This is a genomic window from Actinomycetota bacterium, from assembly GCA_035697485.1.
In the GTDB taxonomy this organism is placed as follows: domain Bacteria; phylum Actinomycetota; class UBA4738; order UBA4738; family HRBIN12; genus JAOUEA01.
In genome coordinates this window covers 33,778-57,465 of the sequence record DASSCU010000064.1, presented here as the reverse complement: position 1 = coordinate 57,465, position 23,688 = coordinate 33,778, and the positions used below count along the sequence as shown (strand labels likewise).

The window sequence follows — 23,688 nt, the reverse complement described above, 5'->3', positions numbered from 1 at the left end:
CGAAGATGTTCGGTGACGCCGTCGCGGTGGACGACCTTTCGTTGGACGTCGAGGAGGGCGAGTTCTTCTCGATGCTCGGGCCCTCGGGGTGCGGCAAGACCACCACGCTGCGCATGATCGGCGGGTTCGAGGATCCGACGTACGGCACGGTCTACCTCGGCGGGCGCGACGTGACCGACCTTCCCCCGTATAAGCGTGACGTGAACACGGTGTTCCAGAGTTACGCGTTGTTCCCGCATCTCGACGTGAAGGAGAACGTGGCGTTCGGTCTGCGGCGCAAGAAGGTCGACAAGGCCGAGATCGAGACCCGGGTCAAGGAGGCGATGACGCTCGTCGACCTGATCGGGTTCGAGACCCGCAAGCCCCCCCAGATGTCGGGCGGTCAGCAGCAGCGGGTCGCGCTCGCGCGGGCGCTCGTGAACCACCCCAAGGTGCTGCTGCTCGACGAGCCGCTCGGCGCGCTCGACATGAAGCTGCGCAAGCAGATGCAGCTCGAGCTCAAGCGCATCCAGCGGGAGGTCGGCATCACGTTCATCTACGTGACGCACGACCAGGAAGAGGCGATGACGATGTCCGACCGCCTCGCCGTCATGCGCCTCGGCAGGATCGAGCAGCTCGGCGACCCCGAGACCGTCTACGAGAACCCCGCGACGGAGTTCGTCGCCGGGTTCCTCGGCGCCTCGAACATGCTCGAGGGTGAGTTGAAGGAAGGCGGGAACGGCGTCGCCACCGTCTCGCTGCGCGACGGTGGGACGGTGCAGCTGCCGACCACCCGCGTGCCGTCCGACGTGGCCGGCACGGTGAAGGTGGGCGTACGTCCGGAGAAGCTCACGATCTCGCGCGGGAGCGACGTGGCGGTTCCCGCGGGGCACAACCACGTCACTGGTCACGTGACGATGACCACCTACATCGGCGTCAGCCACCAGTACAAGGTCGAGGCCGTCGGCGGCACCATCATGACTGCGTACGTGCAGAACCTCGGCCGCGAGGAAGCACCCCGACAAGGCGAGGCCGTCACGGTGTCGTGGAAACCCGAGCACACGTTCGCCGTGGCGCCCCAAGAGGGCCTGATCATGGAGGAGGACGAGGTATGACTCACGACCGCAAGGACGTCGACCCGGGGTTCTCCGCTTCGTTGATGCGGGGCATGACGCAGCGTCGCGTTTCGCGGCGCGACCTGATCAAGTACGGCGGTGCCACCGTCGGTACCCTGAGTCTCGCGTCGATCCTGGCGGCATGCGGTGGCGACACGGCCCCGGGCAGCGGCGGCCAGACGAGCGGGGCGACCGTCGACTTCTCGGCGCCCCCCGGCGACACGATCAACTTCGCGAACTGGCCGCTGTACATCGACTCTGCCAAGGATCCGGACACGGGCGAGCGCATCCACCCCTCGTTGGTGTCGTTCACCGAAGAGACGGGCATCGCCGTCAACTACAACGACGAGATCCAGGCCAACGCGTCGTTCTTCGGTGAGCTCCTGCCGCAGCTGCAGGCAGAGCAGGACACGGGACGCGACATCATCGTGATCACGAACGGCCGAGAGTTCACGGCGTTGACCGTGAACGGCTGGGTGACCGAGCTCGATCCGTCGATGCGGCCGAACTTCGACGCGAACGCCGCGTCGTGGGCGAAGGACCCCGACTACGATCCGGGCAACAAGTACTCGATGGCGTGGCAGTCGGGCCTCACCGGCATCGGGTACCTCACCGAGAAGGTGAGCCGGCCGGTCACCACGATGGACGATCTGATGAACCCCGACATCGTTGGGACGTCGTCGGTCGGCATGATCACCGGCGACATGCCCGATCTGGTCATGATCAACCTCGGCATCGACCCCGCCAGCTCAGGCCCGGCAGAATGGCAAGAGGCCGCGGACTGGATCCAGATGCTCAAGGACTCCGGCACCCTGCGGAAGTTCTACGACCAGGGCTACATCGACGACTTCACGGCCGGGAACCTCGCCGCCTCGATGGCCTGGTCGGGCGACGTCCTCTACTACAAGATCTGGGAGAACAAGCCGTACGAGTGGGTCGTTCCCGATGGCGGGGCGCTCCTGTGGATCGACAACATGATGATCCCGGCGAACTCAGCCAACCCCCAGGGCGCGTACCAGCTGATGGATTACGTGTACCTGCCGGAGATCGCGCAGATGATCACGGAGTGGGTGGCGTACATGTCGCCGGTGCCCGCCGTGCAGGACCTGATCGCCCAGCACGCCACCGAGGAGAGCGGGGAGTACGCTGCGGACCTGGCGGACATGGCGGAGAACCCGCTCCTGTGGCCCGACGATGCTCTCCTCGCGCAGACCCCGTTCGGTCGCAACCTCACGACCGACGAGGAACGCGAGGAGTGGGACGCGATCTTCGTCCCGATCTCGGAGACGTAAGAGTGCCTCAGGATCAGTCCAAGGATCTCGCGCTGCTCACCGCGGCCGTCGCCGGCCAGTCCGGCGAAGAGCCGCCGAAGCGTGCCGACCAATTCCTCGCGAAGCGACGGAGCCGGGTCGCGTACGGGATCCTGGCACCCGGTGGCATCTACCTGATGCTCGCCTTCATCGTGCCGCTGATCCTCGTGGTCTACACCTCGCTGCAGAGCGGGGGACTGCTCTCCGGCGGCTATCAGTTCACCTGGGCCTTCGAGAACTACGCGGACGCGTTCGCATCGTCGAAGACCTTCATCGCCCGAGCCCTGCTGTACTCGGCCCTCGCCACCGTGCTCACGATCCTGCTCGCCTACCCCATGGCGTACTGGATCGCCTTCTATGCCGGCAGATGGAAGTCGACGCTCTTCTTCCTGATCCTGGTGCCGTTCTTCGTGTCGTTCGTGATCCGCACCGTGCAGTGGAACTTCATCCTCGCAGACGACGGCCTGCTCTTCGGCTTCCTGAAGGACCTGGGGCTCCTCCCTGACAACTTCCGGGTGCTCGCTGGTCCCGTCGCCGTCGTGGCGGGTATCACGTACAACTTCCTTCCGTTCACCGCGCTGCCGCTCTACGTCGCGCTCGACCGCATCGACAAGGGGCTCGTCGAGGCGGCGAAGGATCTGTACGCGACGAAGTTCGAGGCGTTCCGCAAGGTCGTGCTGCCCCTGTCGTTCCCCGGGCTGTTCGCAGCCCTCGTGCTGACGTTCGTGCCGGCGACCGGCGACTACGTGAATTCCAGCGTGCTCGGGTCCAACCGCACGACGATGGTCGGACAGGTGATCCAGACGAAGTTCCTGACGGAGGCCGACTACCCCGAGGCGGCCGCGCTCTCGGTGATCCTGATGATCGGCATGCTCGTGATCGCGCTCGCGTACGCCAAGGTATTGGGCACCGAAGACTCGACGCTGGCGGCCGCGGCATGAGCGCGGTCACCGTCGACCGGGTCGAGACCGTCGACCGCCCGCCGCTGCGCGTCAAGCGCAAGCGCTGGACCGCCTACATCCTGCCGGTCTTCACGATCGCGATGATCATCTACCTGGCGTTCCCGGTCTTCATCATGATCCTGTTCTCGTTCAACGATCTCCTGGGTGAGCGGCAGATCGCGGAGTTCACGTGCTGCACGACGCGGTGGTGGCGAGACATGTTCGCTATCCCGGCGCTGAACGAGTCCGTGAGGACGTCGATCCTCGTCGCGATCCCTGCATCGATCATCGCGACGGTCCTCGGTGCGCTGATCGGGCTCGTGCTGGGCCGGTATCAGTTCAGCGGGCGCGCGGTGACGAACTTCGTCATCTTCCTCGCGATCGCGATCCCCGAGATCGTGCTGGCCTCGTCCCTCCTGTCGATGTTCGTGCTCGGGAAGACGCCGATCGGTTTCGGATCGATCCTGTTCAGCCACATCGGCTTCGCGATCGCGTTCGTCGCGATCACCGTGCGTGCCCGGGTGCAGGGACTCGACCGCTCGCTCGAGAACGCGGCGCAGGACCTGTTCGCGACACCGTTCCAGGCCTTCATGCGGGTGACGATGCCGCTGATCCTGCCGGGTGTCGTCGCAGGATTCCTCCTGGCATTCGTGTTGTCGCTCGACGACTTCGTGATCACGAACTTCGTCGGCGGCGCGGTGAACACGTTCCCGACGTGGGTCTACGGAGCGACCCGGATCGGCGTGCCGCCGCAGGTGAACGTCTGGGGCACGCTCCTGTTCATGGCCGGCCTTCTCACCGCGGGGTTGAATCTCGCCACGAGCTTCCGGTCGAGCCGCAAGGCGGCCGAGGGCGAGGTGGTCGGTGCCAGGGCGGCCGTGGGTGCCGGCAAATGAGGGACCTCCTGACCGATGTACGCCGGGTAGGGTCGACGCCGCCGACTTCGTGAAATCTTTCACAAAGTCACGAGGAAACCGCCTCTGACCTGCGGAAACGGATGTTGCGTTCCTTTGACGGGCTTCCGGCCGCGCCCCTATACTTGCCGCGCCCATGCCGGGACGCGACCCAGGGGAAGCGTGGAGGGGAGCCAACCAGGCCTGGAGCGTGATCGGCACCCTGCTCGCCGGCATCGTCGTCTGGGGGGGTGTCGGCTGGCTCCTCGACCGGTGGCTCGGCTTCGACGGTTTGTTCCTTCCGATCGGGATGCTGCTCGGCGTCGGCGCCTCGATCTACCTGGTCTACGTGCGACACGGGAGACACCCTGACTGAGCGGCCGGAGCGCGAGATGGTGCGGAGGGCGATCGTGCCCTCGCTGCTCGCCTTCGTGGTCGCCTCCGTCGTCGCCTGGGCCTTCGGGGGACCTGAAGCCGCCGTCTCGGCCGCGATCGGGGTCGCCGTCGTCTTCACGAACTTCGCCGCGCACGGATGGTCGCTCGGCCGCGCCTCGACGATCTCGATCACCGCGGTGCACGCGGTGGCCCTCGTCGGGCCGGTCGTGCGCATCGGCATCGTCGTCGGGCTGATGTTCCTGTTGGACACGTTCGCCTGGTTCTCGCCACTCGCCTTCGGGCTGACCGTGGTGCCCGCCACGATGGCGCTGCTCGTCTACGAGGCTCGACTCACGATGCGCGGTGTGGGCGGCCAGCTCCAGATCCCCGCAGACCCGTCGGCCGCGCGAGCCAACGCCGCGCTGGCCGCGAAGGAGAACGCCTAGATGCTCTCGACCATCACCTCGGCCATGACGTCAGCGGTCCTGGCCTTCGTCCCGCCGAGCGAGGGAGGGTTCAGCGACAACGAGCTCGGACCCGAGATCTTCGACACGCCGTGCCTGATCGGCAGCGGCGAGCACTGCTTCAACAGGGCGTCGGGGCTGATGGTCCTGGCCGCCGTCATCGTGATCGTGCTCTTCGTGGCCGGGGCGCGTGGCGGCCGGCTCGTGCCCAAGGGCCTGCAGAACCTGGTGGAGTCGCTGGTCGATTTCATCCGCAACGGCATCGTGATGGAGGTCATGGGCCCCGATGGCTTGGGCTACGTGCCGTTCCTCACGTCGATGTTCGCCTTCCTGTTCGTCGCCAACATCTTCGGCATCATTCCTTTTTTGAACTTCCCGGCGACCTCGCGCATCGCGATCCCGGCCTTCCTCGCGATCCTCGTATGGTTCATCTTCAACATCGCGGGCATCGCGAAACAGGGGGCCGGCGGCTACTTCAAGAGCCAGCTGTTCCCACCCGGCGTGCCGACCGCGCTCTACCTCCTCGTCACGCCGATCGAGTTCGTGTCGACGTTCCTCGTGCGACCGTTCTCGCTGGCCGTCCGACTCTTCGGCAACATGTTCGCCGGCCACCTGATCCTCACGATCTTCGCCCTCGGCTCCGCGTACCTGTTGCTGGAGCCCGTCACGATCGTCTTCGCGCCCTTCGCGTTCCTGCTGATGGTGTTCATGACCGCCTTCGAGGTCCTCGTGGCGGCGCTGCAGGCCTACATCTTCACGATCCTCACGGCCGTCTACATCGGCCTGGCGATGCATCCCGAGCACTGACCGAGACTTCAACGGAAGAACCGAGAAGGAGGAAACACATGTTCCACGTTCTCGCGCAGGCGGCCGAAGGCGGCCTCACCGGCGATATCGGCGCGATCGGCAAGGGTCTCGTGTACGGCCTCGCCGCGATCGGGCCCGGCATCGGCATCGGCTTCCTGGTCGGCAAGTCCGTCGAGGCGATGGCGCGTCAGCCCGAGGCGGCCGGCATGGTGCGCACGACGATGTTCCTCGGCATCGCGTTCGTCGAGGCGCTCGCGCTCTTCGGTTTCGTGTTGTCGTTCATCGTCTGAGGTCTCCGAGCCAGAGAGGAACGACATGGTGAACACGTTGATCCTGGCCGCGGAAGCGACGGCCGGACAGGAGGAGGAAGCAGGCGGCATCAGCGTGCTGATCCCGCCGATCGTCGAGCTGATCGTCGGCGGACTCGCCTTCCTCATCGTCTTCTTCGTGCTGTGGAAGTTCGCCTTCCCGGCCCTCAACAAGACCCTCGCAGCCCGGTCCGACAAGATCCAGGGCGAGATGGAGCGAGCCGAGTCCACTCGGTCCGAGGCCGATTCCCTGCTCGCCGAGTACCGCCAGCAGCTGGCCGGTGCCCGCGACGAGGCCAACCGAATCATCGAGGAGGCGCGCAAGACCGCCGACCAGCTCCGCCGAGACGTGCAGGCCAAGGCCGAGCAGGAGTCCCAGGCCACGGTGGTGCGCGCGCAAGAGGAGATCCGCGCCGAGCGCGATCGCGTCTTCCAGGAGCTCAGAGCGCAGGTCGCCGAGATCGCGGTCGAGCTCGCCGGTCGCGTGGTGGGCGAGTCCCTCGACCCGAGCGCCCACGAGCGCCTGATCGACGAGTACATCGACCAGGTCGCGGGCGGGAATGCGACGAACTGACATGACGCGCGACGAGGAGCTGATCCAGGGCTACGCCGAGGCGCTGTTCTCGGTCGCGCGCGCCGAGGGCGTCCTGCCCACGGTCGAGGACGAGCTCTACGGGTTCGCGAAGGGGCTCGAGCAGCACACACCACTGCGTGAGGCCCTGACCGATGCCGCGCTGCCCGCAGAGAACAAGAAGGCGGTGATCGCCGAACTGGTGGGCGATCGAGCGAACCCGGTCACGGTCACGTTGCTCGGGTTCGTGGTCGACGCGGGCCGGGCGCGGGAGCTGCCGAAGATCGTCGAGCACCTTGCCCAGGTAGCGGCCGGCGAACGTGATCACGTCCTCGCCGAGGTTCGGAGCGCGGTCGAGCTGAGCGAAGCGCAACGCGACCGCATCGCCCGCGCGCTCTCGCAGGCCACCGGCCGTTCGGTCGACGTGAAGGTCGTCGTCGACCCTTCGGTGGTCGGGGGGATCGTTGCGAGGGTGGGCGACGAGGTCTTCGACGGGTCGGTGTCGAGCCGGCTCGCATCCGCGAAGCAACACCTAGGCACCTAAGGGAGCTGGAACCACACCATGGCACTCAACCTTGACCCCGCGAGCATCGCGGAAGCCCTCAGGAAGAACGTCGAGAGCTACACGCCGGAGGTCTCACGCGAAGAGGTCGGTCGCGTGATCGAGTCCGGCGACGGCATCGCGCGTGTCGCCGGGCTGCCGCGCACGATGGCCAACGAGCTGCTGGAGTTCCCCGACGGGCTGCTGGGCATGGCGTTCAACCTCGACGAGGACGAGATCGGATGCATCGTGTTCGGCGACGCCGCCCTGATCGAGGAGGGCGACCCGGTGACCCAGACCGGACGCATCCTCTCGATCCCCGTCGGCGACGCGTTCCTGGGCCGGGTGGTCGACGGCCTCGCCCGGCCGATCGACGACAAGGGTCCGATCGCGGCCGAGACGACGAGGAACCTCGAGGTGCAGGCGCCCAACGTCGTCGCCCGCCAGCCCGTGAAGGAGCCGATGTACACGGGCATCACCGCGATCGACGCGATGACTGCGATCGGTCGCGGGCAGCGGCAGCTGATCATCGGCGACCGCCAGACCGGAAAGACGGCGGTCGCCCTCGACACGATCATCTCCCAGAAGCAGTACTGGGGCACCGACCAGGCCGTGAAGTGCATCTACGTCGCGGTCGGCCAGAAGGCGTCGACGGTGGCCGAGGTCGTCGAGACCCTCCGCGAGAACGGGGCGCTCGAGTACACGACCGTCGTGAACGCGGCCGCCTCCGACCCCGCGCCGTTCCAGTACGTGGCCCCCTACTCGGGAGCCGCGCTCGGCGCGCACTGGATGGACAAGGGCGATGCGGTGCTGATCGTCTACGACGACCTGTCGAAGCAGGCGGTGGCCTACCGTGAGATCTCCCTCCTGCTGCGACGTCCGCCGGGCCGCGAGGCGTACCCCGGCGACGTGTTCTACCTGCATTCCCGCCTGCTCGAGCGTTCCGCGAAGCTCTCCGACGAGAACGGGGGCGGGTCGATGACGGCGCTGCCGATCATCGAGACGAAGGGCGGCGACATCTCCGCGTACATCCCGACGAACGTGATCTCGATCACCGACGGGCAGCTGTTCCTCGAGTCGGAGCTGTTCTTCTCCGGCGTGCGCCCCGCGATCAACGTGGGCGTCTCGGTCTCGCGCGTGGGTGGCTCGGCGCAGATCAAGGCGATGAAGAAGGTCGCCGGACGGCTCCGCCTCGATCTCGCCCAGTTCCGCGCGCTCGAGGCGTTCGCACAGTTCGGATCCGAGCTCGACAAGGCGTCGCAGCAGCAGCTCGCCCGCGGCGCACGCGTCGTCGAGGTGTTGAAGCAGCCGCAGTACGACCCGCAGCCGGTCGAGCGGCAGGTCGTCGCGATCTACACCGTGACCGGCGGCTACATGGACGACTACCCGGTTGAGGACGCGAAGCGCTTCGTCCAGGAGTTCGCGACGTTCCTCGAGACGCGCAACCCTGAGGTCTTCACGGCGATACGCGACACCGGCGACCTCTCCGATGAGACCGAGGAGACGCTGAAGGCGGCGATCGAGGCGTTCCATGAGGTCTTCGCTCCGACGGAGACCGGCCCGGGGTCGGGGGCTGCGCTCGGCGAGACGACCCCGCCCGACGAGATGAAGCCCGACGTGGGCTGGGACCGGATGTCCTCGGTCGACGACGACGAGGAGGGTCCGGGCGTGGGGTTGCTCGAAGAGCAGACGCCGGTCGATGACACGGAGGCACCGAAGGAGTAGATGGGCGCCCAGCTACGCGTCGTCCGTCGGCGGATCCGATCGGTCCAGTCGACGAAGAAGATCACCCGAGCGATGGAGCTCATCGCGAGCTCGCGCATCGTGAAGGCGCAGCAGCGCGTGGAGGCGTCGCGCCCGTACGCGATCCAGCTCACCGAGGCGATGGAAGACCTGGCTCGCAACTCGGGCTCGTTCTCCCACCCCCTGCTCGAGGAGCGGGCCGAGCCGCGGACGGCCGGGGTGCTCGTCTGCACGTCCGACCGAGGTCTCGCCGGCGCCTACACGGCGAACGTGATCAAGGAAGCCGAGGGCGTGCTCGCGTCCGTGCGCGACCGAGGGCTCGAGCCGGTGCTGTACGTGAGCGGCAAGAAGGGCGTGGGCTACTTCCGGTTCCGCGGGGTCCCGATCCGCGCCGAATGGCAGGGGCACACCGAGGTGCCGGGCTACGACGTCGCGCAGGAGATCGGGACTCGGCTGATCGACGACTTCGCGGCCGGGGAGATCGACGAGCTGCACTGCGCGTACACCGACTTCCGCTCCGCGTTCACGCTGCGCGCGACCGCCAAGCGGTTCCTGCCGATCGCGCCCGAGGAGATCTCTGGCTCCGGCACGAAGACCGTGCATGCCGAGTACCTGTTCGAGCCCGCGCCCGAGCGCATCCTCGATCACTTGCTGCCGCAGTACCTGATCACGAAGGTGTACGCGGCGCTGCTCGAGTCGGCGGCATCGGAGAACGCCGCGCGCCGACGCGCGATGAAGGCCGCGACCGACAACGCGGACGAGCTGATGAAGATCCTCACCCGGCAGGCGAACCGCGCCCGCCAAGACGAGATCACGACCGAGATCATGGAGATCGTCGGCGGGGCGGAAGCCCTCGCCGCGACAGCGGAGGAATGACGATGGCGGAGACGAACGGACGCGCGAAGGGTCGCGTGGTACGGGTGATCGGGCCGGTGGTGGACGTCGAGTTCCCGCCGGCGGAGCTGCCCGAGATCAACACTGCACTGACGCTCGACGTCGACCTCGGCGGCGAGACAACCACGATCACGTGCGAGGTTGCCCAGCACATCGGCGACGCCACCGTGCGCGCGATCGCCCTGAAGCCGACCGACGGTGTCGTCCGGGGCGCCCCCGTCGAGAACACAGGCTCCCCGATCACCGTGCCGGTGGGCGAGGGCGTGCTCGGTCACGTCTACAACGTGCTCGGGGAGCCGCTCGACACGACCCCCGACCAGATCAGTCCCGACACCTACTGGCCGATCCACCGCGATGCGCCCCCGTTCGCCGACCTCGAGCCGAAGAAGGTGATGCTCGAGACCGGCATCAAGGTGATCGACCTGCTCGAGCCGTACGTGCAGGGTGGCAAGATCGGCATGTTCGGCGGTGCCGGCGTCGGCAAGACCGTGATCATCCAGGAGATGATCCGCCGCCAGGCCGAACAGCACGGCGGCGTCTCGGTCTTCGCGGGTGTGGGAGAGCGGACCCGCGAGGGAAACGACCTCTTCATCGAGATGACCGAATCGGGCGTGATCGAGAAGACCGCGCTCGTCTTCGGCCAGATGGACGAGCCCCCCGGCGTGCGTCTGCGTGTGGCGCTGTCGGCGCTCACGATGGCTGAGTACTTCCGCGACGAGAAGCACCTCGACGTGCTGCTGTTCGTGGACAACATCTTCCGGTTCACACAGGCGGGTTCGGAGGTCTCGACCCTGCTCGGCCGCATGCCGAGCGCCGTGGGATACCAGCCGAACCTCGCCGGCGAGATGGGCGACCTGCAGGAGCGGATCACCTCGGCCGGAGGCCGCTCGATCACGTCGTTGCAGGCGATCTACGTGCCGGCCGACGACATCACCGACCCGGCGCCGCACGCGGCGTTCGCGCACCTCGACGCGACCACCGTGCTCTCGCGCGACATCGCTTCCCTCGGCATCTACCCGGCCGTGGACCCGCTGGACTCCTCGTCGCGGATCCTCGACCCGCGCTACGTCGGCGAGGAGCACTACGCGGTGGCCCGGAGGGTGCAGGAGATCCTCCAGCGCTACAAGGACCTGCAGGACATCATCGCGATCCTCGGCATCGACGAACTCTCGGAGGAGGACAAGGTCGTCGTGTCGCGGGCACGCAAGATCCAGCGCTTCCTGTCGCAGCCGTTCTTCGTGGCGGAGCAGTTCACCGGCTTGCCCGGGAAGTACACGCCGGTCGACGAGACGATCGCCTCGTTCAAGGCACTCACCGAGGGCGAGTACGACCACCTGCCCGAGCAGGCGTTCTTCCTCGTGGGCGGTATCGAGGAAGCCGTGGAGCAGGCCAAGCAGATGGAGGCGGCGTAGTTGGCTCAAGCAGCCGAAGGCGGTCGCGCGATGAGTGGGCTGCTCGAGCAGCCGAAGGCGATCGCGCCATGAGCGGGTCGCTCGACGTGCACGTCGTCACCCCGGAGCGGGAGGTCTGGTCCGGCCCGGCCGAGACCGTGATCGCGCGCGGCGTCGACGGCGAGGTCGGCATCCTCACGGGGCACGCGCCGATGATGGTGCAGCTCGCGATCGGGCCGCTGCGCATCCATCGGGAGGGTGACGGCGAGCTCGCCGCCGTGATCGACGGAGGATTCATGCACGTGACGAGCGCCGGCGGCGAGGAAGGCAGCGACCGTGGTACACGGGTCGACGTGCTCGCCGCGCATGCCGAGCTCGCCGGCGACATCGACGTCGACGCCGCGAAGGCGAGGGCCGCCGAGCTCGAGGAGCGGCTGCAGAACCACGACACGCAGCTCGCCGAGGCCGACGTGGCCGCGATCCGGGGCGAGCTCAAGAAGGCCTTGGCCCGGATCGCCCTCGCCACCGTCGGCAGCTGAGCCTCGGTCCCACGCCCGGGCCCGGCGCCCCCTACACTGTGAGCCCCATGGAACGACTCCTGGTCACGGGAGGGGCGCGATGCACCGGCACGATCCGGGTCGCAGGCGCCAAGAACTCCGCCCTCAAGCTGATGGCCGCGGCGCTGCTGGCGCCGGGGCGGACGATGTTGCGCAACGTTCCGCACATCCGCGACTGCCTGACGATGGGCGAGGTGCTCGAGCGCCTCGGCGCCGGCGTCGCGTGGCAGGGGGGCACGGTCACGATCGACGCCACGGAGCTCACGTCGGTGGAGGCGCCCTACGAGCTCGTGCGGCGCATGCGTGCCTCGACCGCGGTGCTGGGATCGTTGCTCGCCCGGGCGGGCCGGGCGAGGATCGCGATGCCGGGGGGCGATGAGATCGGCTCGCGCCCGATCGACCTACACATCCACGGCTTGCGCAGGATGGGGGCCGAGATCGGCTCCGAACACGGTTTCCTCGTCGCGGAGACGCGCGGGCTGCACGGCGCCGCGATCACGCTCGACTACCCGAGCGTCGGCGCGACCGAGAACCTGATGATGGCGGCCGTGCGCGCGCGGGGTACGACGGTGATCGACAATGCGGCGCGCGAGCCCGAGATCGCCGACATCGCGGGCTTCCTCGGCGCGATGGGAGCCCGCGTCGAGGGGGCGGGCACCAGCACGATCGAGATCGAGGGCGTCGAAGGACTCATCCCCGCCGACCACGTGGCGATCCCCGACCGCATCGAGACCGGCACGTGGGCGGCAGCCGCGGTCGCGACCCGCGGCGACGTGACGCTCGAGCACGCGCGGCCCGATCACCTCGACCTGCTCCTGCAGAAGCTGAGCGACGCGGGGGCCGACGTCGCGATGACCGAGCAGGGGCTGCGCATCCGTCAATCCGAGCGCGCGAGCGCGATCGACTTCGTCACACTGCCCTACCCGGGCGTCGCGACCGACTTCCAGCCGATCCTCATGTCGATGCTGGCGACCGCCGAGGGGACGAGCATCGCGACCGAGAACGTCTTCGAGAGCCGGTTCCTCTACGTGGACGAGCTTCGTCGCATGGGGGCGGACATCCGGACTGAGGGGCATCACGCGGTGATCCGCGGGGTCGATCGGCTCTCGGCGGCCCCGGTGCGGGCGCTCGACATCAGGGCCGGCGCCGCGATGGCGATCGCGGCACTCGCCGCCGACGGCATCACGGAGATCTCCGAACTGCACCATCTCGATCGCGGCTACGAGGGGTTCGTCGAGAAGCTGCGGGCGCTCGGGGTCGAGGTTCGCCGGGTCGAGGAGCCGGCGATCCGTCTGTCCTAGGAACCCTGCCGATGATGCCCGGACCCCCCAGACGGCCCGACCTGCGGGCCGACGGATCGCCCATCGGCACGGCGATCGCCTCCGGTCCTTCGGTCGCGACGCTCCCCGACGGCCGTCCCAAGGTCATGTGGCGGTTCCTGCCCACCGTGGGCATCGCGCTGCTCGGTTTCGTGCTCGGATCGCTCGCCGCGGTCCCGTTGTTCGCGCTGCTCGGCGACACCACCGACGGAGGCGCCAGCGGCGTCAGCGAGCTCGCTCAGGGCATCGCCGTCGACGTTGTGTTGGTCGGGACCCTGCTCGTGTGGCTCCGCATGCGGCACCCCGGCTGGCGCGAGGCCCTGCGGCTCGTTCCGTCCTCGCGGGTGGCTCGCGAGGTCGCGATCGGCGCCGGGCTCGGTGTGGCGGTGCGCATCGTGGCCGGCATCGCCGCGGCGATCGCGATCTGGATCCTCACCGCCGTCACGAACGAGGATGTCGAGGTGCCGACGCAGGTGACCGAGGGCCTGCAGGGGTTCGAGCTGGTGGTCTTCGCGGTGTTCGCGGTCGTCGTGGCGCCGATCACGGAGGAATTCCTGTTCCGTGGTCTGATCTTCCGCTCGATCCGTGATCGCCACGGGGTGGCCCTCGGCGCCATCGTCTCCGCGCTCCTGTTCGGCGTGATCCATTACGTGCCCGGTCCGTGGCCTGACGCGCTGGCGCTGCAGATCACGATGGTCGTCACCGGTCTCGGCCTCGCCCTCGTTTACGAACGACGCAGGACGCTGCTCTCGCCGATCGTCGGTCATGCCGCATTCAACCTGATCGCCGTCTCCGTGATCGTCTCCGACGCGCTGCGCTGATCCGTGCGGCCGTCTCCCATGGACGACCTCCGTATGCTGGGGCCGGCAGGGGAGGTGGGGATGTTCGAGTTCCCGCGGGAGGAGTGGTTCCGTGCGCTGGCCGATGAGATCAACGCATCGGCCGACTACCGGACGGCGGCTTCCGACTGGGAAGGCGACATCAGTTTCGTGATCGAGGCCGATCCCGATCGCGGCGTGGCCTCCGACGTCTGGGGGTACCTCGACCTGTGGCACGGCGCCTGCCGGGGAGGGAGGTTGATCGCGCCGGCCGAGGGCGCGGCCGCCGAGTTCGTCATCTCCGCGACGTACCGCCGCTGGAAGGACGTCGTGCGCGGCGACCTCGACCCGGTCCGCGCGATGATGCAGGGGAAGCTCCGCGTGCGTGGCGACCTGCCCAAGATCCTCCGCTACGTGCAGGCGGCGCACGAGCTCGTCGTGGTCTGTGGCGCGGTGCCCACGAGGTTCCCCGACGAGGCGTGATGCGTGCGGTCGTCTTCGTCGAGCCCGGGAAGGTCGAGGTGGCCGACGTCGCGGAACCGAGACTGCGGGAGCCCTCCGATGCGCTCGTGCGGGTGAGGCGCGCGGCGATCTGCGGCTCGGACCTGCACTTCCTGCACGGGAAGACCCCCACGGCTCCCGGTGAGGTGCTGGGCCACGAGGCGGTCGGCGTGGTCGAGGAGGTGGGTGCCTCGATCCGTACCGTGCGGCCAGGCGATCGTGTCGTGCTGTCGTTCGCGGTGGCGTGTGGCGCGTGTTGGTTCTGCGCGCACGGACAGACGAACCTGTGTGAGCGGGCCGCGGTCTTCGGCGCGGGACCGTTCGGCGGCGGACTGCCCGGCACGCAGGCGGAGCTCGTGCGGGTGCCGTGGGGCGACGTCAACCTGCTCCCGGTGCCGCCCGGCGTCGACGACGAGCGGGCGATCTTCGTCGGCGACGTGCTCGCGACCGGCTCCCACGCGGCCTCGCTCGCTCGGGCGCACGCCGACGATGTGGTCGCCGTCTTCGGCGCCGGTCCGGTCGGGTGGTGCGCCGCGGCGTCGTTGCGGGCTCTCGGGGTCGAGCGTGTGTTCCTGCTCGATCGTGAGCCGGCCCGGCTCGCGCTCTCCGGCGCTGCGGGGGCCACGGCGCTGCACGTGGGGGAGCGCAGCGCCGAGAGCGTGCTGGCCGAGGCCACCGACGACCGAGGCGCCGACGTGGCGATCGATGCCGTTGGGGCAGCCGACGCCTACACGGCGGCGACCGCGGTGGTCCGCCGTGGCGGGCGGGTCGTCGTGGCCGGGGTGTACGCGGGCGAGTCGGTGGAGCTGCAGCTCGGCGTCGCCTGGGCGCGGGCGCTCGAACTGCGGTTCACGGGTATCTGCCCCGTCCACCGCGAGTGGCGGGAGGTCATGCGACGGGTCGAGGAGAGAACGATCGACCCACTGCCGCTCGTGAGCGACCGCATCTCGCTCGGCGAGGCCGTCGCCGGCTACGAGCGATTCGATCGCCGGCTCGCGACGAAGGTGCTGATCGAGCCGTGACCGCGGCCAGGGTGGCGCTGGAGGGATCCGATCCGAGCGGGCTCGCTGAGCTGCTGGCCGGCCTGCTCGAGCAGCACCTGGCGCGTGAGCCCGAGCGCGCGGTGCACCTGCGACGGTCGGTCGTCGTGCTTGCTGCGCCCGACGCCGGCGTCGCGGTGACGGTCCGGCTGTCGCCCGGCAGCGTCGCGGTCTCGGACGGGATCGCACCCGACGCCCACCTGCGCGTGGTGGCGCCGGCCGATCGGCTGCTCGCGCTGGCCGGCGCCCCCCTGCGCGCGGGACTGCCAGATCCGCTGCACCCGGACGGTCGCGCCGCCCTCATCGACGTGCTCACCGGCCGGGTGCGCGTGCACGGGATGCTGCGGCATCCCAGGCGACTCGGGCGTTTCACGTCCCTGCTGACGGTGCAGGAGTCGCCGCGGGATCGGCCCGGTCGGTGACGTCGAGGACCCCGTCCCGTCCCGACGTGTCCTCCTGGATGCGGCGGGGCGCGCACGACCGCCGCTGGCTGGCTCCGGCGGCGGTGCTCGTGGTCGTGCTCGTCACCACGTTGGGAGGGTTCGTCGCGGCGGCCGCGCTCGCGGAGCCCACGGGTCCGCCGGTGTCGATCCCCGGCGTCGTCTCGGTTCGGCCGCTCACTGGATGGGAGCCGGCGGCGCCTGGTTCCGTCGGGGATCGGCGGTTCGTTCGGGTCACGCGGGGCGGCGGGACGCTTGCCGCGGTCGCCTGGGGCCCGTCCGCCGATGCCGAGGCGTTGGCGGTCGAAGTGCGCGACGAGCTGCTCGGTGAGTCGCTCGATCAGCTGTCGGTCTCAGAGGTGCTCGTCCCGGTCATGCTCGACCAGGGCCTCGAGGGGCAGCGGTTCACGTTCGTGGGCATCGACGCCGAGACAGGCGCGGCGGTGGAGGGGGAGGTCACGACCGTGATCTCGCCCGACGGCCAAGGGGTAGTGTTCGTCGGTCTCGCTCCCGAAGGGCTCCTGGCGTTCGTCGATGGGGACATCCACACGATGGTGAGCCGCGCGATCGTCGGGCGGGCTGCATGAGCGCCAGCGACATGCGCCTGGGCCGGCGGCTGCACCACACCGGGTTCCTGCAGCCGAGGCAGCCCGCGTTCTGGCTCTTCGTGCTGATCGTGGGCCTCACCGGCGTCGTGACGGTTGCCGAGCAGAGCCTGTACCGGAACATGTCGCCGAGCGGTTGGGCGCTGTCGTGGTTGCTGCTGGCGCTCTACGGCCTGCCCGTCGTGCTCGTGGTGTACGTGCTCGACCTGTACGAGCGCGAGCCCGTGCCGCTGCTCGCAGCGGTGTTCGTCTGGGGCGCGGTCGCCGCGACCACGTTGTCCGCGATCGGCAACGCCGGGTGGGGCCTCACCGTCGCCCGCCTCGCCGGCCCCGAGTTCGCCGCGCGATGGACCGCCGCGCTCACCGCACCGTTCGTGGAGGAGACACTCAAGGGGTGCGGCGTCGTGCTGATCTATCTGATCGCCCGCGACGAGGTCGACGACGTGATGGACGGGTTCGTCTACGGGGCGATCTGCGGGCTCGGTTTCGCGATCGTCGAGGACGTCTTCTACTTCATGGCGGTCTTCGGCGGGCAGCCGTCGGGCGTTCTGCAGGGCTTCTGGCTGCGCGTGGTGGCGAGCGGCCTGTACGGGCACGTGTTGTACACGGGCCTCGTCGGCATGGCGATCGGGGTGGTCGTCTCCCGCCGGGCGACGGAACCGCTGCGGCATCGGCTCTGGGTGGCGGCGGCACTCTGCGCGCTGGCCGCGCTCGCCCACCTGTTGTGGAACTCCCCGATCCTGACGCTGTTCCCAGAGGAGCCGTGGATCGGGGTCGACTACCTGCTCGTGGTGTTCGCCACCGCGGTGAAAGGCCTGCCGCTGCTGGTGTTCGTCGCGATCGCGGTGACGCTGGCCCGGCGACGCGAGCGACGCTGGCTCCACGAGGCCCTCGCGGGCGAGATCGGGCTCGACGGCATCTCCGCCGTGGAGCTCCACCTGCTCGAGAACCCACGGCGGCGACGGGCGGCCCGGCGCGCGATGCGCCGGCGGGCCGGCTCCGGGGCGGCGGGGCTGCTCCACCGCCTCCAGCGTGAACAGGTGAACCTCGCGATGGTGGCTTCACGCGTCGGCGACGGCGACGACCCGGCGCTCGCTCGGCAGCGCGCGTACTGCCGGTCGCTCCGCGACGCGCTGCGGGCGATCCCCGCCGCCGCCCCCGCGGGCGACGAGGGTCCGGAGGGCGGCGGGTAGGCTGCCGATATGGACGTCGACGCGCTGGTCCGGGGGGTGTTGGGCGCCGACCGTCGCGCGGTCGCCCGCGCGATCAGCGCCGTGGAGGACGGTGACCCGGGCCTCGAGGCGCTCTCCGAGGGCATCTTCTCGAGCACCGGACGTGCCGCGACGATCGGGCTCACCGGCGCGCCCGGGGTCGGCAAGTCCACGCTCGCCGCCGAGCTCGTCCGCGTGTGCCGGGCCCGCGACCTGCGGGCGGCCGTGCTCGCCGTCGACCCGACCTCCCCGTACACGGGCGGAGCGCTGCTCGGGGACCGGGTCCGCATGCAGGAACACGCCACCGACACGAGCGTCTTCATCCGGTCCATGGCCACCCGCGGCCACCTCGGCGGCATGGCGCTCGCGGCGCCCGAGGCCGTCCGCATCCTCGACGCGGCCGGGTACGAGCGGGTCGTCGTGGAGACGGTGGGCGTGGGTCAGGCGGAGGTCGACGTCGCCGCGGCCACCGACAGCGCGGTCGTGGTGCTCGCCCCGGGCATGGGCGACGCCGTGCAGATGGCGAAGGCGGGCATCCTCGAGGTCGCCGACGTCTTCGTCGTGAACAAGGCCGACCGTGACGGCGCCCAGGAAGTGGTGCGCGAGCTGCGCCAGATGCTGCACCTCGGCGCCGCACGCGACTGGGATCCACCGGTGCTCACGACCTCGGCGATCGACCACGGGGGGGTCGAAGCGGTGTGGGAGGCGGTCGAGTCGCATCGCACGCACCTGGCCGCCACCGGGGCGCTCGCCGAGCGGCGCCGGGTGCGCCTGCTCCGAGAGGTGGAGGCGCTCGCCGCCGAACGGTTCCGGCGGCAGGTGGCCGCGGCGCTCGAGGCCGATCCGTCGCTCGCCGGCGACCTGGCCGAACGCCGCGTCGATCCCTACGGGGCCGCCGCTATGCTGGTCGACAGGGCGGTCCGGTAGTCACGTCCATCGGCGCGGGACCGCCGGCTCGGCACGACCCGGAGGTCCGATGAGCGACGTGAACGGTGAGACGACAGCACCTCCGAGCGAGGACCGCTCGCACACGTCGCTGTCGGGTCAGCCCGTCCCTGCCCTCGTCGGCCCCGACGACGTCGCGGACCGCGACGAGGACGTCGCACTCGGGCTTCCCGGATCGCCGCCGTACACGCGGGGGGTCTACGCGTCGATGTACCGGGGCCGGGTCTGGACGATGCGCCAGTTCGCCGGCTACGGCACGCCCGCCGAGACGAACGCCCGGTGCCGGTTCCTGCTCGACCAGGGCCAGGGCGGGCTGAGCGTCGCGTTCGACATGCCCACCCTGATGGGGTTGGACTCCGACGACCCGCGCAGCGAGGGGGAGGTCGGACGGTGCGGCGTCGCGACGGACTCCCTCGACGACTTCGAGGCGCTCTTCGACGGGATCCCACTCGGCGACATCACGACGTCGATGACGATCAGCGGGCCGGCGCCGATCGCGTTCGCGTTCTTCCTCGCGACCGCGGAACGCCAGGGGGTCGCCTGGGAGCGCCTCGGCGGCACGCTGCAGACCGACATCCTGAAGGAGTACATCGCCCAGAAGGAGTGGCTGTTCCCGCCGCGCCCTCACCTCCGACTGATCGGCGACCTGATGGCCTTCTGTGCCGCGCGCGTCCCGAGGTTCCACCCGATCAGCGTGAGCGGCTACCACATCAGGGAGGCAGGTGCGACCGCCGCTCAGGAGCTCGCGTTCACGCTGGCCGACGGCTTCGCTTACGTCGAGCTCGGCCTGCAGCGGGGCCTCGACCCGGCGGTCTTCGTGCCGGGGCTGTCGTTCTTCTTCAACAGTCACATCGACCTGCTGGAGGAGCTCGGGAAGTTCCGGGCCGCCCGTCGTATCTGGGAACGGTGGCTGAGGGATCGGTACGGCATCGCCGACGCCGATGCCCGGCGCCTGCGGTTCCATACGCAGACCGCTGGGGTGTCGAACACCGCGCAGCAGCCGATGAACAACGTCGTGCGCACGGCGGTGGAAGCGCTCACGGCCGTGCTCGGCGGCACCCAGTCGCTGCACACGAACGCGCTCGACGAGGTGCTCGCGCTGCCCACGGAGCACGCCGCCCGCCTCGCGCTGCGCACCCAGCAGGTGATCGCCTTCGAGAGCGGCGTCGCCGACGTCGCCGATCCGCTCGGCGGTTCGTACGTGGTGGAGCGTGCGACCGACGAGATCGAGGCGCTGGCCGAGGAGCTGTTCGCCCATATCGACGAGATGGGCCGAGGCTCGATGCTCGAGGGCGTGCTCGCCGGCATCGAGCGCGGATGGTTCCAGGGCCTGATCTCGGAGGCGGCGTTCGAGGAACAGCGACGACTGGAGTCCGGCGACCTCGTGAAGGTGGGCGTGACGGCATTCGCCGACCCGGGGGCGGCCTCGGTCGACACGCTCGTGATCGGACCCGAGGCCGAGGCGGAGCAGCGCGAGGCCGTCGGGCGGACCCGCTCGCAGCGCGATCGGGCCGCGGCCGACGGGGCGCTGGCCACGCTCGTCTCCGCCGCGGCGGACGAGGACGCGGATCTGATCGAGCCGCTGATCGGGTGCGCTCGCTCGCGGTGCACCGAGGGCGAGATCGTGCAGGCCCTCACCACCGTGTTCGGCGGCTACCGAGAGACTCCTCGGTTCTGACCCTCGGCCCGCGGAAGCTCTGCACGTGTGCTCCCGGCATTGACGGATGCGACCAGCGCTCGGTAGCCTCGAGGGAGCTTCATGCAGCCCGTTGCAACTGCAACATTACGGATGTACACGCTCGTGCGGGCGGGAGGTTTGGTCGGTGCACGTACCTGATGGATTCCTGAGCGCAGGGGTCTCGGTCGCGACCGGGATGGTGTCGGCCGGTGGCATCGGCTATTCCCTGATGCGGGCCAAGGAGTCGCTTTCCGATCGACTCGCACCCATGGCGGGGCTCGTGGCCGCCTTCGTCTTCGCGGTGCAGATGTTGAACTTCCCCGTCGCCGCGGGCACCAGCGGGCATCTGCTCGGCGGGGCGCTCGCGTGCATCATGGTCGGCCCGTGGGCCGGCACGATCGCGGTCGCCATCGTGCTCGTGGTGCAGGCGCTCCTGTTCGCAGACGGGGGGCTGACGGCGCTCGGCACCAACATCCTGCTGATCTCGATCATCCCCGGATGGAGCGGGCTCGCGATCTTCTTGGGCATCAGGAGGTTCCTCCCCGCCAACCGCGGCTCCGTCGTCGCCGCGTCGTTCTTCGCGGGACTGCTCTCGGTGCTGGTCGCGGCGTTCGCGTTCACGATCCTGTACGCGATCGGCGGCACCGGCGATGCGCCGCTGAGCACCGTGCTCACGGCCATGCTGGGAGTGCACTTCCTCATCGGGATCGGCGAAGGCTTGATCACGGCCCTCACGGTCGGAGCGGTGGTCGCCGTGCGCCCCGATCTCGTGTACGGGGCGCAGGATCTCGTGCCCGAGCTGCAGCTCGGCTCCGACCTCGCGGTCGAGGGGTCCCGACGATGACCCGCACGGGCATCGTCGCGATCGTGGTCGGTGGGTTGATCGTTGCCCTCGGCCTGGCCTTCTTCGTGAGCCCGCTCGCCAGCTCGAGCCCGGACGGCCTCGAGAAGGTGGCGACCAACGAGGGCTTCATCGAGACGGCCGAGGACCACGATCTCGCCGACAGTCCTCTCGCCGGCTACGGGGTGGAGGGGGTCGGCGACGAGTCGCTCGGCACCGGCCTCTCGGGGATCATCGGCGTCGCGATCACGGGCGGCATCGCCCTCGTGCTCTTCGGCATCGTCCACGCCCGGCGCCCGCGATCCGAGGACGACCACGACGCGAGGTCGCCCGCCACCGCCGGCTGAGCAGGGGACCGGTGTTCCTGTGAGCGGCAGTCACGCGCACGCGCTGTACTTCCACGGCCACAGCGTCGTGCACCGGCTGGCGCCGGAGACGAAGCTCGTCGCGCAGTTCCTCTTCGTGCTCATCGTCGTGGCCACCCCTCGGGAGGCGTTCTGGGCCTTCGGGATCTTCGCAGCCCTCGTGCTCCTCGCCGCCGCGTGGGCGTCGATCCCGGCGACGTTCCTGCTGCGCCGCCTCGCGATCGAGATCCCGTTCGTCGCCTTCGCGTTCTTCCTGCCGTTCGTGGGCCAGGGCGAACGCGTCGACGTGCTCGGCGTCTCGCTCTCGGTCGAGGGGCTCTGGGGGGCCTGGAACATCCTCGCGAAGGCCACGATCGGCGTGCTCGCGAGCTCGTTGCTCGCCGCGACCACGACGATGGCGGAGTTCCTCACCGGGTTCGACCGGCTGCGGGTCCCGAGGGCGTTCACGTCGATCGCCTCGTTCATGGTGCGCTACATGGACGTGATCGCCGACGACATGCGCCGCATGCGGATCGCGCGCCAGTCGCGAGGGTTCGAGGGCCGGTGGATCTGGCAGACCAAGGCGATCGGGCAGAGCGCCGGGGCGCTCTTCATCCGGGCGTACGAGCGCGGCGAGCGCGTCTACCTCGCGATGGTCTCACGCGGCTACTCGGGCTCGATGCCGGAGATGGGTGAGGCCCACGCCAATGCGCGGCAGTGGCTCACGGCGTCGATCCTCCCGGCTGCGGCGTTGCCGATCTGCGCGATCGCGTGGATGCAGCAGGCATGACCGAGTCCAGGGACCCCGTGACCGGACCGGCCCTGGAGGTCAACGACCTCGCGTTCGCCTATCCGGGCGGTACACAGGCGCTGTTCGGCGTGGACCTCTCGATCGGGTCCGGCGAGCGGGTCGCGCTGCTCGGTCCCAACGGAGCCGGCAAGACCACGCTCGTGCTGCACCTGAACGGGGTGCACGCGGCGCAGGCCGGATCGGTGCGCGTGGGCGGGCTGCCGGTCGTGAAGGAGCACCTGCAGGAGGTGCGACGCCGCGTCGGCATCGTCTTCCAGGACCCCGACGACCAGCTGTTCATGCCGACGGTCCGCGACGACGTGGCGTTCGGGCCCGCGAACCTCGGCCTGCGAGGTGAAGACCTCGACGAACGCGTCGTCCAGGCGCTCAGGTCGGTCGGCATGGAGGCCTTCGCAGACCGCGCGCCCCACCACCTGAGCTTCGGGCAGCGACGGCGGGTGGCTGTTGCCACCGTGCTCGCGATGCGGCCGCAGATCCTGGTGCTCGACGAACCGTCGTCCAACCTCGACCCTGCGAGCCGCCGGGAGCTCGCCGACATCCTGCGAACGCTCGACATCACGATGCTGATGGTCACCCACGACCTCCCCTACGCGTTGGAGCTGTGCCCACGTTCCCTCGTGATGAACGGTGGGCGGGTCGTCGCCGACGGGGCTACGGCGGAGGTGCTCGCCGACGAGGCGTTGATGGCGGCCAACCGCTTGGAGCTGCCGTTCGGGTTCTTCCCCGCGTTGGCGGAGGCCGAGCGGGCCCGGGGCGAGACGCGGAAGCCTTAGCCCGCCTTCGCGGCGCAGGTCGCGCACCGACCCGTGATCGCGAAGTGGGTCAGGTCGGCCTCGAAGCCATGGTGTCGCCGGATCAGATCCTGCAGGGCATGGGCCTCTGCGAGTGAGAGCGGGTCATCCTTGCCGCATCGTCCGCACGTGAGGTGCACGTGCTCTGCTTCCTCGGTCTTGTGGTACTCGGCGCCGGTCTCGAGGTGGGAGTGGGACAACACGCCGACATCTTCGAGCAGGGTGAGCGTGCGGTAGACGGTGGAGGCGTTGACGCCCGGCATCTCGCCCTGCACCTTGCGGGCGATCACGCTGGGGGAGATGTGTCCCTGGGTGCGCATGACCTCGGTGACGATCGCCCGTCGCTGTGGGGTCATTCGAAGCCCCCTGCTGCGCAGCTGATCCATCACGTCGGCGTAGTCGTGTCCGGTGCGTTCCACGCGCCGATAGTAGCAGGGCGTTGCAGGTGCAACGCC

Annotated in this window: 28 protein-coding genes; 27 read left to right on the top strand and 1 reads right to left on the bottom strand. The window is 69.4% G+C overall.

The window, feature by feature from the left end; genetic code table 11:
* Positions 1-5: 5 nt before the first annotated feature.
* The 27 genes from VFI59_17085 to VFI59_16955 all read left to right on the top strand — a co-directional run bounded on the left by VFI59_17085 (position 6) and on the right by VFI59_16955 (position 23,215).
* Positions 6-1,094: an ABC transporter ATP-binding protein gene (locus VFI59_17085; GenBank protein HET6715413.1), complete on the top strand. Its 1,089-nt coding sequence runs from the start codon at positions 6-8 to the stop codon at positions 1,092-1,094.
* On the top strand, positions 1,091-2,386 hold the full coding sequence (locus VFI59_17080) for a spermidine/putrescine ABC transporter substrate-binding protein (protein ID HET6715412.1): 1,296 nt from the start codon (positions 1,091-1,093) through the stop codon (positions 2,384-2,386). The genes VFI59_17085 and VFI59_17080 overlap by 4 nt, the downstream gene beginning before the upstream one ends.
* A 2-nt stretch (positions 2,387-2,388) precedes the next feature.
* Entirely contained in the window at positions 2,389-3,345 is a 957-nt protein-coding gene (locus tag VFI59_17075; protein HET6715411.1) for an ABC transporter permease, read from the top strand.
* Positions 3,342-4,241, top strand: a complete 900-nt coding sequence (locus VFI59_17070) for an ABC transporter permease (GenBank protein HET6715410.1) — start codon at positions 3,342-3,344, stop codon at positions 4,239-4,241. The genes VFI59_17075 and VFI59_17070 overlap by 4 nt, the downstream gene beginning before the upstream one ends.
* 154 nt (positions 4,242-4,395) lie before the next feature.
* Positions 4,396-4,614, top strand: a complete 219-nt coding sequence (locus VFI59_17065; protein HET6715409.1) for an AtpZ/AtpI family protein — start codon at positions 4,396-4,398, stop codon at positions 4,612-4,614.
* 16 nt (positions 4,615-4,630) lie between these two features.
* The gene (locus VFI59_17060) at positions 4,631-5,059 is read left to right on the top strand and encodes an ATP synthase subunit I (protein ID HET6715408.1); all 429 of its coding nucleotides are present in this window, start codon (positions 4,631-4,633) and stop codon (positions 5,057-5,059) included.
* A 24-nt stretch (positions 5,060-5,083) separates the two neighbouring features.
* Positions 5,084-5,884: a F0F1 ATP synthase subunit A gene (gene atpB, locus VFI59_17055; protein HET6715407.1), complete on the top strand. Its 801-nt coding sequence runs from the start codon at positions 5,084-5,086 to the stop codon at positions 5,882-5,884.
* A 38-nt stretch (positions 5,885-5,922) separates the two neighbouring features.
* Complete coding sequence (atpE, locus tag VFI59_17050; GenBank protein ID HET6715406.1) at positions 5,923-6,174, top strand: ATP synthase F0 subunit C; 252 nt, start codon at positions 5,923-5,925, stop codon at positions 6,172-6,174.
* Positions 6,175-6,199: 25 nt separating this feature from the next.
* Positions 6,200-6,766: a F0F1 ATP synthase subunit B gene (locus tag VFI59_17045; GenBank protein HET6715405.1), complete on the top strand. Its 567-nt coding sequence runs from the start codon at positions 6,200-6,202 to the stop codon at positions 6,764-6,766.
* A 1-nt stretch (position 6,767) separates the two neighbouring features.
* Positions 6,768-7,307: an ATP synthase F1 subunit delta gene (gene atpH / locus VFI59_17040; protein HET6715404.1), complete on the top strand. Its 540-nt coding sequence runs from the start codon at positions 6,768-6,770 to the stop codon at positions 7,305-7,307.
* An 18-nt stretch (positions 7,308-7,325) separates the two neighbouring features.
* The gene (gene atpA / locus VFI59_17035; GenBank protein HET6715403.1) at positions 7,326-9,029 is read left to right on the top strand and encodes a F0F1 ATP synthase subunit alpha; all 1,704 of its coding nucleotides are present in this window, start codon (positions 7,326-7,328) and stop codon (positions 9,027-9,029) included.
* The gene (locus tag VFI59_17030; GenBank protein HET6715402.1) at positions 9,030-9,923 is read left to right on the top strand and encodes a F0F1 ATP synthase subunit gamma; all 894 of its coding nucleotides are present in this window, start codon (positions 9,030-9,032) and stop codon (positions 9,921-9,923) included.
* Positions 9,920-11,353 (top strand): F0F1 ATP synthase subunit beta, encoded by a 1,434-nt coding sequence (gene atpD, locus VFI59_17025; protein HET6715401.1) that lies wholly within the window; start codon positions 9,920-9,922, stop codon positions 11,351-11,353. The genes VFI59_17030 and atpD overlap by 4 nt, the downstream gene beginning before the upstream one ends.
* Before the next feature lie 68 nt (positions 11,354-11,421).
* The gene (gene atpC, locus VFI59_17020; protein ID HET6715400.1) at positions 11,422-11,871 is read left to right on the top strand and encodes an ATP synthase F1 subunit epsilon; all 450 of its coding nucleotides are present in this window, start codon (positions 11,422-11,424) and stop codon (positions 11,869-11,871) included.
* A gap of 47 nt (positions 11,872-11,918) precedes the next feature.
* Positions 11,919-13,190 (top strand): UDP-N-acetylglucosamine 1-carboxyvinyltransferase, encoded by a 1,272-nt coding sequence (murA, locus tag VFI59_17015; protein ID HET6715399.1) that lies wholly within the window; start codon positions 11,919-11,921, stop codon positions 13,188-13,190.
* 11 nt (positions 13,191-13,201) lie between these two features.
* Positions 13,202-14,029, top strand: a complete 828-nt coding sequence (locus VFI59_17010; protein HET6715398.1) for a CPBP family intramembrane glutamic endopeptidase — start codon at positions 13,202-13,204, stop codon at positions 14,027-14,029.
* Between the two features lie 18 nt (positions 14,030-14,047).
* Complete coding sequence (locus VFI59_17005) at positions 14,048-14,509, top strand: SCP2 sterol-binding domain-containing protein (GenBank protein HET6715397.1); 462 nt, start codon at positions 14,048-14,050, stop codon at positions 14,507-14,509.
* A complete protein-coding gene (locus VFI59_17000) occupies positions 14,509-15,549 on the top strand; it encodes an alcohol dehydrogenase catalytic domain-containing protein (GenBank protein HET6715396.1) in 1,041 nt (346 codons plus the stop codon). The genes VFI59_17005 and VFI59_17000 overlap by 1 nt, the downstream gene beginning before the upstream one ends.
* Entirely contained in the window at positions 15,546-15,989 is a 444-nt protein-coding gene (locus VFI59_16995) for a hypothetical protein (protein ID HET6715395.1), read from the top strand. The genes VFI59_17000 and VFI59_16995 overlap by 4 nt, the downstream gene beginning before the upstream one ends.
* 26 nt (positions 15,990-16,015) lie before the next feature.
* Positions 16,016-16,594 (top strand): hypothetical protein, encoded by a 579-nt coding sequence (locus VFI59_16990; GenBank protein ID HET6715394.1) that lies wholly within the window; start codon positions 16,016-16,018, stop codon positions 16,592-16,594.
* A complete protein-coding gene (locus VFI59_16985; protein ID HET6715393.1) occupies positions 16,591-17,805 on the top strand; it encodes a PrsW family intramembrane metalloprotease in 1,215 nt (404 codons plus the stop codon). The genes VFI59_16990 and VFI59_16985 overlap by 4 nt, the downstream gene beginning before the upstream one ends.
* 9 nt (positions 17,806-17,814) lie before the next feature.
* A complete protein-coding gene (gene meaB, locus VFI59_16980; protein HET6715392.1) occupies positions 17,815-18,750 on the top strand; it encodes a methylmalonyl Co-A mutase-associated GTPase MeaB in 936 nt (311 codons plus the stop codon).
* A gap of 49 nt (positions 18,751-18,799) precedes the next feature.
* Positions 18,800-20,446, top strand: coding sequence for a methylmalonyl-CoA mutase family protein (locus VFI59_16975; GenBank protein HET6715391.1), 1,647 nt, complete (start codon positions 18,800-18,802; stop codon positions 20,444-20,446).
* Positions 20,447-20,591: 145 nt separating this feature from the next.
* On the top strand, positions 20,592-21,290 hold the full coding sequence (locus VFI59_16970; GenBank protein ID HET6715390.1) for an energy-coupling factor ABC transporter permease: 699 nt from the start codon (positions 20,592-20,594) through the stop codon (positions 21,288-21,290).
* Positions 21,287-21,634 carry a PDGLE domain-containing protein gene (locus tag VFI59_16965; GenBank protein HET6715389.1) on the top strand — a complete coding sequence of 116 codons (348 nt, stop codon included), beginning with the start codon at positions 21,287-21,289 and terminating at the stop codon, positions 21,632-21,634. Before VFI59_16970 ends, VFI59_16965 begins: the two co-directional genes overlap by 4 nt.
* 19 nt (positions 21,635-21,653) lie before the next feature.
* Positions 21,654-22,421 (top strand): cobalt ECF transporter T component CbiQ, encoded by a 768-nt coding sequence (gene cbiQ, locus VFI59_16960; GenBank protein ID HET6715388.1) that lies wholly within the window; start codon positions 21,654-21,656, stop codon positions 22,419-22,421.
* Positions 22,418-23,215: an ATP-binding cassette domain-containing protein gene (locus VFI59_16955; protein ID HET6715387.1), complete on the top strand. Its 798-nt coding sequence runs from the start codon at positions 22,418-22,420 to the stop codon at positions 23,213-23,215. The genes cbiQ and VFI59_16955 overlap by 4 nt, the downstream gene beginning before the upstream one ends.
* Here the strand turns inward: VFI59_16955 and VFI59_16950 are convergent.
* On the bottom strand, positions 23,212-23,652 hold the full coding sequence (locus tag VFI59_16950) for a Fur family transcriptional regulator (GenBank protein HET6715386.1): 441 nt from the start codon (positions 23,650-23,652) through the stop codon (positions 23,212-23,214). The two genes, VFI59_16955 and VFI59_16950, sit on opposite strands and share 4 nt — an antisense overlap.
* Positions 23,653-23,688: the final 36 nt, after the last annotated feature.

Bases quoted from the DNA above. Each gene is read 5' to 3' on its own strand.
- meaB (HET6715392.1), top strand. From the start codon at position 17,815: ATGGACGTCGACGCGCTGGTCCGGGGGGTGTTGGGCGCCGACCGTCGC.
- VFI59_17005 (HET6715397.1), top strand. From the start codon at position 14,048: ATGGACGACCTCCGTATGCTGGGGCCGGCAGGGGAGGTGGGGATGTTC.
- atpD (HET6715401.1), top strand. From the start codon at position 9,920: ATGACGATGGCGGAGACGAACGGACGCGCGAAGGGTCGCGTGGTACGG.
- VFI59_17065 (HET6715409.1), top strand. From the start codon at position 4,396: ATGCCGGGACGCGACCCAGGGGAAGCGTGGAGGGGAGCCAACCAGGCC.
- VFI59_16955 (HET6715387.1), top strand. From the start codon at position 22,418: ATGACCGAGTCCAGGGACCCCGTGACCGGACCGGCCCTGGAGGTCAAC.
- atpE (HET6715406.1), top strand. From the start codon at position 5,923: ATGTTCCACGTTCTCGCGCAGGCGGCCGAAGGCGGCCTCACCGGCGAT.
- atpB (HET6715407.1), top strand. From the start codon at position 5,084: ATGACGTCAGCGGTCCTGGCCTTCGTCCCGCCGAGCGAGGGAGGGTTC.
- murA (HET6715399.1), top strand. From the start codon at position 11,919: ATGGAACGACTCCTGGTCACGGGAGGGGCGCGATGCACCGGCACGATC.
- atpC (HET6715400.1), top strand. From the start codon at position 11,422: ATGAGCGGGTCGCTCGACGTGCACGTCGTCACCCCGGAGCGGGAGGTC.
- VFI59_17080 (HET6715412.1), top strand. From the start codon at position 1,091: ATGACTCACGACCGCAAGGACGTCGACCCGGGGTTCTCCGCTTCGTTG.
- VFI59_17085 (HET6715413.1), top strand. From the start codon at position 6: ATGTTCGGTGACGCCGTCGCGGTGGACGACCTTTCGTTGGACGTCGAG.
- atpH (HET6715404.1), top strand. From the start codon at position 6,768: ATGACGCGCGACGAGGAGCTGATCCAGGGCTACGCCGAGGCGCTGTTC.
- VFI59_17010 (HET6715398.1), top strand. From the start codon at position 13,202: ATGATGCCCGGACCCCCCAGACGGCCCGACCTGCGGGCCGACGGATCG.
- VFI59_17060 (HET6715408.1), top strand. From the start codon at position 4,631: ATGGTGCGGAGGGCGATCGTGCCCTCGCTGCTCGCCTTCGTGGTCGCC.
- VFI59_16985 (HET6715393.1), top strand. From the start codon at position 16,591: ATGAGCGCCAGCGACATGCGCCTGGGCCGGCGGCTGCACCACACCGGG.
- VFI59_17070 (HET6715410.1), top strand. From the start codon at position 3,342: ATGAGCGCGGTCACCGTCGACCGGGTCGAGACCGTCGACCGCCCGCCG.
- VFI59_16965 (HET6715389.1), top strand. From the start codon at position 21,287: ATGACCCGCACGGGCATCGTCGCGATCGTGGTCGGTGGGTTGATCGTT.
- VFI59_17030 (HET6715402.1), top strand. From the start codon at position 9,030: ATGGGCGCCCAGCTACGCGTCGTCCGTCGGCGGATCCGATCGGTCCAG.
- VFI59_16975 (HET6715391.1), top strand. From the start codon at position 18,800: ATGAGCGACGTGAACGGTGAGACGACAGCACCTCCGAGCGAGGACCGC.
- VFI59_17000 (HET6715396.1), top strand. From the start codon at position 14,509: ATGCGTGCGGTCGTCTTCGTCGAGCCCGGGAAGGTCGAGGTGGCCGAC.
- atpA (HET6715403.1), top strand. From the start codon at position 7,326: ATGGCACTCAACCTTGACCCCGCGAGCATCGCGGAAGCCCTCAGGAAG.
- VFI59_17045 (HET6715405.1), top strand. From the start codon at position 6,200: ATGGTGAACACGTTGATCCTGGCCGCGGAAGCGACGGCCGGACAGGAG.